Raw genomic sequence first — 7,791 nt, 5'->3', positions numbered from 1 at the left:
GCAGGCGCGCAAGCAATGGGCCGGGTTGCCAGAGTCGCTGACTGCACGACTGCTGAGCAAAACCGTCAAGGGCAAGGTTCGCCAGATACTGACATCAATGGCCGACCCTCTACATTTCCCGCCCGACGAAATCGTCGACCTGTACAGCCAGCGCTGGGAGATCGAACTGGGTTTTCGGGAAATGAAACAGACCCTGCTCAACAGTAGCTATACGTTGCGCAGCAAGACGCCCGAGATGATCGAGCAGGAACTGTGGGGCGTGTTATTGGGCTACAACCTGCTGCGCTATCAGATGGTGGAGATGAGCCGCCACTGTCCAGGTATTTACCCGTGCGAAATGAGCTTTACCGCGTGTACCTGGGCGATTTTAGGTTTTATCAACAGCGTTTCCGTCGACCGTTCCGGAAACATACCCAAGTACCTGGCCGAGCTTCATGCTTCAGCCTTGCACTATGTCCTGCCGCATCGGCGAGAAGAGCGTATTTATCCTCGGGCTATCAGGCTCAAATCCCCGAAATATCCGATCAGAAACAAAAATGCCAATCAGCTTAACTGACTGGCATTAGCCGCAAGGCTCCCTTTTTCTTTGTAGGAGCGGCTTTGTTATCAGAAGTAGGCTGGGTAGAGCCGTTTTTTGGCGAAACCCAGCATTGCCCGGGTCGTTATCAGGCAATTGCGCATCAGCCAATTCAGAGGTCTGGCGTGGCGGGTCTATCGCGCAGGCGCCGGCGAAACGCGCCCGGTGTTTCCCCACAGAGTTGTTTGAACAACTTGGCAAAGGCCGCGCGGTCGGCATAGCCGACCTGGGCGGCGATCTGTTCCAGGGAGCGGGAAGGATGACGCAGGGCCGTTTGCGCGGCGCTGATGCGCAGCCGTTGCAGGTAGTCGTTGGGCGTCAGCCCGGTGCTGGCGCGAAAACGCCGCAGCAGGGTACGCGACGAGCAGTTCGCACGCTCGGCCAGGCGCTGTAAATCCATGGGTTCGGCGTAGTGCCGCTGTAACCACTGCAGCAGCGGATTAAGTTGGCTGTCACTGCTGTTCGGCTCCGGCAGCAGCGGGGCGAAGCGTGACTGGCGACCGCGCTGGGTTTCGAACACCAGCGCCGCGGCGACTCGCTGAGCCAGCCAGTCACCGGCGTGCCAGCCGATCAGGTACAGGCACAGATCCAGGCCGGCCTGCGCGCCGCCGGAGCAGAGCAGGTTGCCGTCATGGGTCAGCAGTTCGTCTATCGCCAACTGCACCTGCGGGAAGCGCTGGCGGAATGGCTTAGCCAAGGCCCAGTGGGTGGTGGCGCGGCGGCCATCGAGCAGGCCGGCGGCGGCCAGCAGAAAGGCACTGCTGCACAGACTGGCCAGCTGTTGGTTTTGCCCACGAGCGGCAAGCCAGGGCAGCAGGCCAGCGTTGGCGGCCAGGGTCTGCTCGATAGCGCTGCCGGTCGCGGGCAGCAGGATCAGGTCGGCGTGCTCGGCCAGGCTCAAGCCACCGTCCACGCGGATGTTGGCAAAGCCCAGCGCTACCGGCTGCGCGTCCAGGCTGAAGCGCTGCAGCTTAAACAACGCTTGTCCGGCCAGCTGATTGGCCAGCACAAACGCATCGTTGGCCATGCTCAGGCTGGAGCAAACCGTTTGCGGACACACGTAAATAGCGACGTTCAGCATGCTCGGCAGCCAATCAAGAGATTTGGCTATTTCTGACACAAAGCTGTCGATATAGCCAATCGTCGGCTACAGCTTATCTAGCCACAATGGCCAACATCCCATGAGTCGGAGTCTTCCATGAGCCACCCCAACGCCGAGTTGATCAGTCGTTTCTACCAGGCCTTCCAGCGTTTGGATGGCGAGGCCATGGCGGCCTGTTATGCCGAAGATGTGCGCTTCAGCGACCCGGTGTTCAGCGCTCTGCAGGGGCCTGAGGCCGGTGACATGTGGCGCATGCTGGCTAGCCGAGCGCAGAACTTTTCCCTGACTTACTCCGACGTGCAGGCCGACGACCAGCAGGGCAGTGCGCGCTGGGTCGCGACTTACCTGTTCAGCCAGACCGGACGCATCGTGGTCAATCGGATCCAGGCGCGCTTCGTCTTTCGTGACGGCAAGATTATCGAGCATCACGACCACTTCGACCTGTGGCGCTGGGCGCGTCAGGCATTGGGCATGAAGGGCGTGCTGCTGGGTTGGTTGCCGCCGGTGCAGGCGGCGATCCGTAAGCAGGCGATGAAGGGCTTGGAGGTCTATCGGGCCGGACGTTCTTGATGGCTGTAGATACCGTCTTGCGGCTTCCACGGCAAATGGGGGGTGAATCTGTAGGAGCGAGCTTGCTCGCGAAGCTTTGGCGTCACGTTGCCCCAATTCGCCAGCACGCTGGCTCCTACGAAAAGCCCTGCCGCCCCTCGCTCCTACAGTTTCGCCGGGTGGCGGATCAGCTCGCGCTGTCCTCGAAACGGCCGGCGGCGCGGTTCTTCTTGACCTTGCCGGCCTCGAAGATGCGCCCACTCATGGCCACATAGATGCCCTCGGCCAGGCACTGCAGCGCGCCGATGGCCACGCCGAGGTTGAACGGCGCATCGGTGCTGCGCATGCGTGCGGGCTGCATGGCGCCGGTGAAGAGGATCACCTTGCCGGGAATGTCCTTCAGCACGTCGGCGGTCAAGGTCATGGTGTCGGTGCCGTGGGTGATCAGGATGTGCTTGGCCGGGCAGGCGGCGACCTTGGCGCGGATCAGCGCGCGGTCTTCAGCGGTCAGCTCCAGGCTGTCCTTTTTCACCAGGCTCTCGACCTGAAAGTCGAAGGTCACCGCGGCCTCGCGAAGAATCTCCGGGGCCATAGGTTCGCCGATCTGGAAGTCGGAGAGCGCGTCGTAATAGACCTTGTCGAAGGTACCGCCGGTGGTGAAGATCTGAATATTCATGCAAGGCTCCTATTTGCGAAGGTGGCTTGTGGCCGAGGGGGTGAATATTGCCTAAGCTCGGCGACGAACTCCATGCAGGATGCTGCCGATGATCACGCTGTGCCAATTCCCCGCGGCTTTCAATGTACCCAACCCCAGCCCTTACTGCCTCAAGGTGGAAACCTTTCTGCGCCTGTGCGGCTTGGACTATCGGGTGAAAACCCTATTCGATCCGCGTAAGGGCCCGAAAGGCAAGCTGCCGTTTATTCAGCTGGACGGTGAGCTGATCGCCGATTCGGCGGTGATCCTGCGGACCTTGAGCGAACGCCTGGAACTGCCGCTGGATCGGCATCTGGACGCCGCGGGCCGTGGCCGGGCGTTGGCGATTACCCGGCTGTGCGACGAGCACCTGTACTTCCTGCTGGTGTATTTCCGCTGGCTCGAGGATGAGGGCTGGCACCAGATCAAACCGGTCTTCTTCGGTGGGCTGCCGGCCCCGCTCAAATGGTTGGTGCCGGGGCTGGCGCGCAGCAATATACGCAAGGCCCTGCACGGCCAAGGCCTCGGCCGGCATAACCGGGAGGAGGCGCTGACCTTCGTTCGCGAGGACCTGCAGGCGCTCAGCGACCTGCTCGGCGCTGCGCCGTTCTTCGGTGGCGTGCAGCCGTGCAGTGCGGACGCTGCGGCCTATGGCATCCTGGCCAACCTGATCCTGTGCAGCCTGGACACTCCGCTGAACCGGCTGGCGCGTGAGTTTCCCGCCTTGGTGGCCTATTGCGAACGGCTGCGGGACAAGTTTTGGGCATGAGTGCAGCAGAGCCCAAGCCCTGGTTTGTCTACCTGGTGCGGGCCGCCAACGGCGCGCTGTATTGCGGCATCAGCGATGATCCGCAGCGGCGTTTCGCCGCGCACCAGAGCGGCCGCGGCGCGCGTTTCTTCCATTCCAGCCCGGCCCAGGCCTTGGTCTATGTGGAGGCCTGCGCGGACAAGGGCGAGGCGCTGCGGCGCGAACGGGCGATCAAACAGCTGAAGAAAAGCGCCAAGGAAATCCTCGTTAACGAGGTGGGCGTTATCGGGGCTGTTGATAGCGCCCTATCAGACTGATCGGGTAGGCTGCCGCGGCGCTGGCGAGTAAGCTGGGTGCTTCCCTCACCGTCGCGGAGCCCAGCATGCACGAGTTGATCCTGCACCATTACCCTACCTCGCCGTTCGCCGAGAAAGTCCGGCTGATGCTGGGCTTCAAGCAACTGTCCTGGCGCTCGGTAATGATTCCGCCGGTGATGCCCAAGCCCGACCTGACGGCTTTGACGGGCGGCTACCGCAAGACCCCGGTGCTGCAAGTCGGCGCCGACATTTACTGTGACAGCGCGCTGATCGCCCGCCGCCTGGAGGCCGAAAAAGCCACTCCAGCGCTGTTTCCAGAGGGCCAGGAGTTCAACGTCGCCAGTTTTGCCAGTTGGGCCGACTCGCTGGTGTTCCAGCATGCGGTGAGCCTGGCGTTCCAGCCGGAATCCATCGCCGCGCGCTTCGGCAAACTGCCGGCCGAGGTGGTCAAAGGCTTCATGGCCGACCGCGCCGGGCTATTCAGTGGCGGCACGGCAACCCGCCTACCGCTGGAGCAAGCCAAGCACCAATGGCCGACCTTGATGGCTCGTCTGCAGCAGCAGTTGGCCCGCGAAGACGGTGACTTCCTGTTCGGCGCACCGTCGCTGGCCGACTTCGCCCTGGCGCACCCGCTGTGGTTCCTCAAGGCCACGCCGGTCACCGCGCCGTTGGTGGACGATTATCCGGCGGTGGCTGTCTGGCTCGGTCGCGTGCTGGGTTTTGGTCACGGTTCGGCCAGTGAGCTGGCGGCCTTTGATGCCATCGAAATCGCCCGTGCGGCGACTCCGGCGGCGCTGTCGGTTGAGTTATTCCATGAGCCCAACGGTTTCCAGGTCGGTCAGCAGGTGGCTGTGGCCGCGACCGACTATGGCATCGATCCGGTGGCCGGGGAGTTGGTCTTTGCCGGCAGCGAAGAGCTGATCCTGCGCCGGGAAGACGAGCGCGCCGGCACTCTGCACGTGCATTTCCCGCGCTTGGGCTTCCACATCCAGGCCCTCTAAGCAGGGGCGCGGTTTGGCGCTCGCGCCAGCCGGGCTCACTGCCCGGGGGCTGTGGGCTGGTGCAGGCGCGGCAGGGTCTCGGCCAACTGGCGAAAGTGCTGCAGGCGCTCGTAGCAGAGGGTCAGCTCGCCGGTGTTGCGGTTGTACCAGGCGTCCGGCGTGCCGCAGCCGCTCAGGCGCAGGATCAGGGCGCGGGGCAGGGCGAAGGTCGCGCTGGCGCGCCGGGCCAGAGTCTCCAGGTTGCTACTGGCCCGCACCTGGGCGATCAGCACCTCGGCGTCCGGCACATTGACCGGCGGTGGGTCGTAGATCACCTGAAAGCGCGGCGTCGTCTGAATCGCGGCGTGCCGGTAGCGCCCCCTGACCCAGTCCACCGCCTTGCGCACCTGCTGGTATTCCTCATCGCAGTAGAGCGCGCGTTCCATCGGCAGGCCGGTCAGCTCCGGCACCCATTCAAGGCGTTCCGGGTCGCTGCCGTAGACCAGGCAGGCGATGTTGTAGAAACGTTGCGCATCCAGGCCGTGGGAGTCCCAGGCCGGCACTTCCTCCGCGGCCGGCTTCGGTCGCTGCCACTCCAGACGCCAGAAGTCGACGATGTCCAACAGCTTGGCGTAGAAGTCTGCATCGCGCTGCTCGCCATGCAGCAGGAACAGGCCGATGAGGCCGAGCTGGTCGGCGGCGTCCTCCTCGCGGCCGAGCACCGGCAGGTCCAGTTCGGCGATCAGCAGATGGCCCATCTCATGCAATACGGTGAACTCGCTGTTGGCGAGGATGAAGCGGGTCACGTCGGGAGACAGGCTGCTATTGGGGGGCGGCTCGGCCGGCAGCGGGCCGGCGAGCAGGAACAGCAGGGGTAGCCAGCGGCGCAGGGGACTCATGGGCGGGCGCCGAGTATGCCTGCGCGGGCAGGCGCTGAAGCGGAGAAGAGGTTGGCCGGTCGCTGCATGAGCGGCTCCCCTGCGAGGGGCGAACGGGTATGCCTCCAATGACTCTAGCAGGGCGCTGCCCGCCGGCCGGGACGAGCCGCCGAAAGGTGGGGCCTGCCTGCGGAGGGAGAGGGAAGGAGGATGGGGGACGTGGCGGGCGGCTAAGCTCCTGTGCCTTTTCAACTGAGCGGTCAGCTGCGCCGCCAGGTGCAGTTGGTCGAGGTTCAGGCGTTTAGCTGGGTCATGTTCAAGGCTGAAGGAGCCGGGACTAAAGGGTTCGTAGTGATTAATGTTTGATCTTGAGCCTTGCTCAGCCCGAGCGTGGCTTCCTCACGGCAGCATTTCCACCCGGTTGCGGCCGTTCTGCTTGGCGCGGTACAGCGCGCTGTCGGCGGCTTCCTGCAGCAGGTGCAGGGTGCTGTCTTCCTGGTACTGCGCCAGGCCGATGCTGACGCTGATCTGCAGGCTGCCCTGGGGCGTTTTCAGGGGCAGGTTCTGCAGGGCCTCGCGCAGCCGTTCGAGGAACTGGCGAGCGGCCTGCAGTTCGGTATCCGGCAGCAGGAAGATGAATTCCTCGCCACCGAAGCGGGCGAACAGGTCGGTGCTGCGGGCCATCTTCCGGCACAGCTGGCTGAACTGGCGTAGCACCTGATCGCCCATGGCATGCCCGTGCTGGTCGTTGACCTGCTTGAAGTGGTCGAGGTCGAGCAGGGCCAGGCACAGCGGATGGGTGTGCCGTTTGGCACGTTTCAACTCGTGTTCGGCGCGCGCATAGAAGGCGCGGCGGTTGAGCGCGTCGGTCAGCGGATCGGTGGTGGCTAGGTGTAGCAGCTTGTCTTCCAGCACCTTGCGGTGGGTGACATTGCGGATTTCCGCCACTTGTTGCCGGGTGCTGTCCAGAGCCGCCACCGAAAGCTCGGCAGGAAAGCCGCGGCCATTGGCCCGCAGCGCTTCGACGTCGTGTGGCCGGCCGTCGGCCTGCAGCAGCAAGTCAGCAATATTGGCCTGGCTGGCGGGGCTGAACAGGCTGCCCAGCGGCTGGTCGATCAGCTCGGCACGGCGTCGGCCGAACATCTGTTCCAGCCGCGGATTGGTGTCGACGATGCGGCCCTGTTGCAGCACCAGCATGCCGGCATTGGCTACCTGCATCAGCCGTTCGAAGCGCTCGGCGCTGCTTTGCGCCTGCTCGGCATGCCGCTGGCTGTCGGCCAGTATGCGGCGCATGGTCATCAGGGCCAGGCCGACCAGGGCGATGACCCATAGTGGAATGCCGAAGTTGTAAGGCAGCAGGTAGCTGAAGGAGCGGGTGACATCGCTGTGCACGATTCCCTGCAGGCCGTCCTGCAGGCCGATGCCGGCGCGCAGCAGGGTGACGCAGGCGTAGCCGAGCAACGCCAGCGCGACAAAGTTGCGGACGCCGCGCAACTCCCGTTCGGCCGGCGCCTGCCAGAGCGCCCAGCAGGCCTGGAAGGGCAGCAGGCCACCGATCACGGCATAGATGGCGACCAGCCATTCCGAGTTGATCGGGGCCACCCACCAATGCCAACTGCAGACCAGGGCCATCGAGCTGGCGCTGAGCGGAACCGTCCAGTAGGGCGGTGGCAGGCCGAGGAAGCGGAAGATGCCCAGCAGCAGAATGGCTTCGCCGGCCAACTGGGTGGCATTGCCCAGCACGTTGAGCAGCGCGTTGCCGCTGGCCATGAAGCCCATAAATAGCAGGATGCCGAGGATCAGGGTCCAGGCGCCGAGCATCCACAAGCCCGGGCCCCGGTAGGGGCGGGAGAAGTACCAGAGCGCGCTGCAGGCCACGGCGCTGGCCAGCAGCAGGTTGAGCCCGAGCAGCATGGGGGAGAAATACAGGCTATCCAAACAGAGCG

The 7,791-nt window shown here is 64.1% G+C and carries 9 protein-coding genes; 5 read left to right on the top strand and 4 right to left on the bottom strand.

Annotation, left to right across the window (positions count from 1 at the left end; all coding sequences use genetic code 11):
• On the top strand, window positions 1-556 hold a 556-nt coding region (locus FFS13_RS13365), incomplete at its 5' end, for a transposase (protein WP_137819578.1).
• A gap of 133 nt (window positions 557-689) precedes the next feature.
• On the opposite strand, the gene FFS13_RS13360 is transcribed toward FFS13_RS13365, so the two are convergent.
• Complete coding sequence (locus FFS13_RS13360; protein WP_137819577.1) at window positions 690-1,658, bottom strand: GlxA family transcriptional regulator; 969 nt, start codon at window positions 1,656-1,658, stop codon at window positions 690-692.
• A 117-nt stretch (window positions 1,659-1,775) separates the two neighbouring features.
• Between FFS13_RS13360 and FFS13_RS13355 the strand changes: the two genes are divergently transcribed.
• The gene (locus tag FFS13_RS13355; protein WP_137819576.1) at window positions 1,776-2,249 is read left to right on the top strand and encodes a nuclear transport factor 2 family protein; all 474 of its coding nucleotides are present in this window, start codon (window positions 1,776-1,778) and stop codon (window positions 2,247-2,249) included.
• 166 nt (window positions 2,250-2,415) lie between these two features.
• Here the strand turns inward: FFS13_RS13355 and FFS13_RS13350 are convergent, their stop codons facing one another.
• Window positions 2,416-2,904, bottom strand: coding sequence for an asparaginase domain-containing protein (locus tag FFS13_RS13350; RefSeq protein WP_137819575.1), 489 nt, complete (start codon window positions 2,902-2,904; stop codon window positions 2,416-2,418).
• 88 nt (window positions 2,905-2,992) lie between these two features.
• Between FFS13_RS13350 and FFS13_RS13345 the strand changes: the two genes are divergently transcribed.
• The 3 genes from FFS13_RS13345 (at window position 2,993) to FFS13_RS13335 (ending at window position 4,988) form a co-directional block, all read left to right on the top strand.
• The gene (locus tag FFS13_RS13345; protein WP_137819574.1) at window positions 2,993-3,691 is read left to right on the top strand and encodes a glutathione S-transferase family protein; all 699 of its coding nucleotides are present in this window, start codon (window positions 2,993-2,995) and stop codon (window positions 3,689-3,691) included.
• Window positions 3,688-3,987, top strand: a complete 300-nt coding sequence (locus FFS13_RS13340) for a GIY-YIG nuclease family protein (RefSeq protein ID WP_137819573.1) — start codon at window positions 3,688-3,690, stop codon at window positions 3,985-3,987. The genes FFS13_RS13345 and FFS13_RS13340 overlap by 4 nt, the downstream gene beginning before the upstream one ends.
• A 65-nt stretch (window positions 3,988-4,052) precedes the next feature.
• Window positions 4,053-4,988 (top strand): glutathione S-transferase family protein, encoded by a 936-nt coding sequence (locus tag FFS13_RS13335; RefSeq protein WP_137819572.1) that lies wholly within the window; start codon window positions 4,053-4,055, stop codon window positions 4,986-4,988.
• 35 nt (window positions 4,989-5,023) lie between these two features.
• Here the strand turns inward: FFS13_RS13335 and FFS13_RS13330 are convergent, their stop codons facing one another.
• Both FFS13_RS13330 and FFS13_RS13325 read right to left on the bottom strand, forming a co-directional pair.
• The gene (locus FFS13_RS13330; protein WP_137819571.1) at window positions 5,024-5,866 is read right to left on the bottom strand and encodes a DUF4344 domain-containing metallopeptidase; all 843 of its coding nucleotides are present in this window, start codon (window positions 5,864-5,866) and stop codon (window positions 5,024-5,026) included.
• 378 nt (window positions 5,867-6,244) lie between these two features.
• Window positions 6,245-7,783 (bottom strand): sensor domain-containing diguanylate cyclase, encoded by a 1,539-nt coding sequence (locus FFS13_RS13325; protein WP_137819570.1) that lies wholly within the window; start codon window positions 7,781-7,783, stop codon window positions 6,245-6,247.
• Window positions 7,784-7,791 lie beyond the last annotated feature (8 nt).

It is taken from the genome of Pseudomonas sp. 2FG, from assembly GCF_005502935.1.
GTDB lineage: Bacteria > Pseudomonadota > Gammaproteobacteria > Pseudomonadales > Pseudomonadaceae > Aquipseudomonas.
Note: the sequence above shows the minus strand (reverse complement) of the source record. Positions and strands in the feature narration are given on the sequence as shown.

Excerpts from the sequence above, each read along its gene's own strand:
- FFS13_RS13360 (WP_137819577.1), bottom strand. The coding sequence starts at position 1,658 with ATGCTGAACGTCGCTATTTACGTGTGTCCGCAAACGGTTTGCTCCAGC.
- FFS13_RS13355 (WP_137819576.1), top strand. The coding sequence starts at position 1,776 with ATGAGCCACCCCAACGCCGAGTTGATCAGTCGTTTCTACCAGGCCTTC.
- FFS13_RS13350 (WP_137819575.1), bottom strand. The coding sequence starts at position 2,904 with ATGAATATTCAGATCTTCACCACCGGCGGTACCTTCGACAAGGTCTAT.
- FFS13_RS13345 (WP_137819574.1), top strand. The coding sequence starts at position 2,993 with ATGATCACGCTGTGCCAATTCCCCGCGGCTTTCAATGTACCCAACCCC.
- FFS13_RS13340 (WP_137819573.1), top strand. The coding sequence starts at position 3,688 with ATGAGTGCAGCAGAGCCCAAGCCCTGGTTTGTCTACCTGGTGCGGGCC.
- FFS13_RS13335 (WP_137819572.1), top strand. The coding sequence starts at position 4,053 with ATGCACGAGTTGATCCTGCACCATTACCCTACCTCGCCGTTCGCCGAG.
- FFS13_RS13330 (WP_137819571.1), bottom strand. The coding sequence starts at position 5,866 with ATGAGTCCCCTGCGCCGCTGGCTACCCCTGCTGTTCCTGCTCGCCGGC.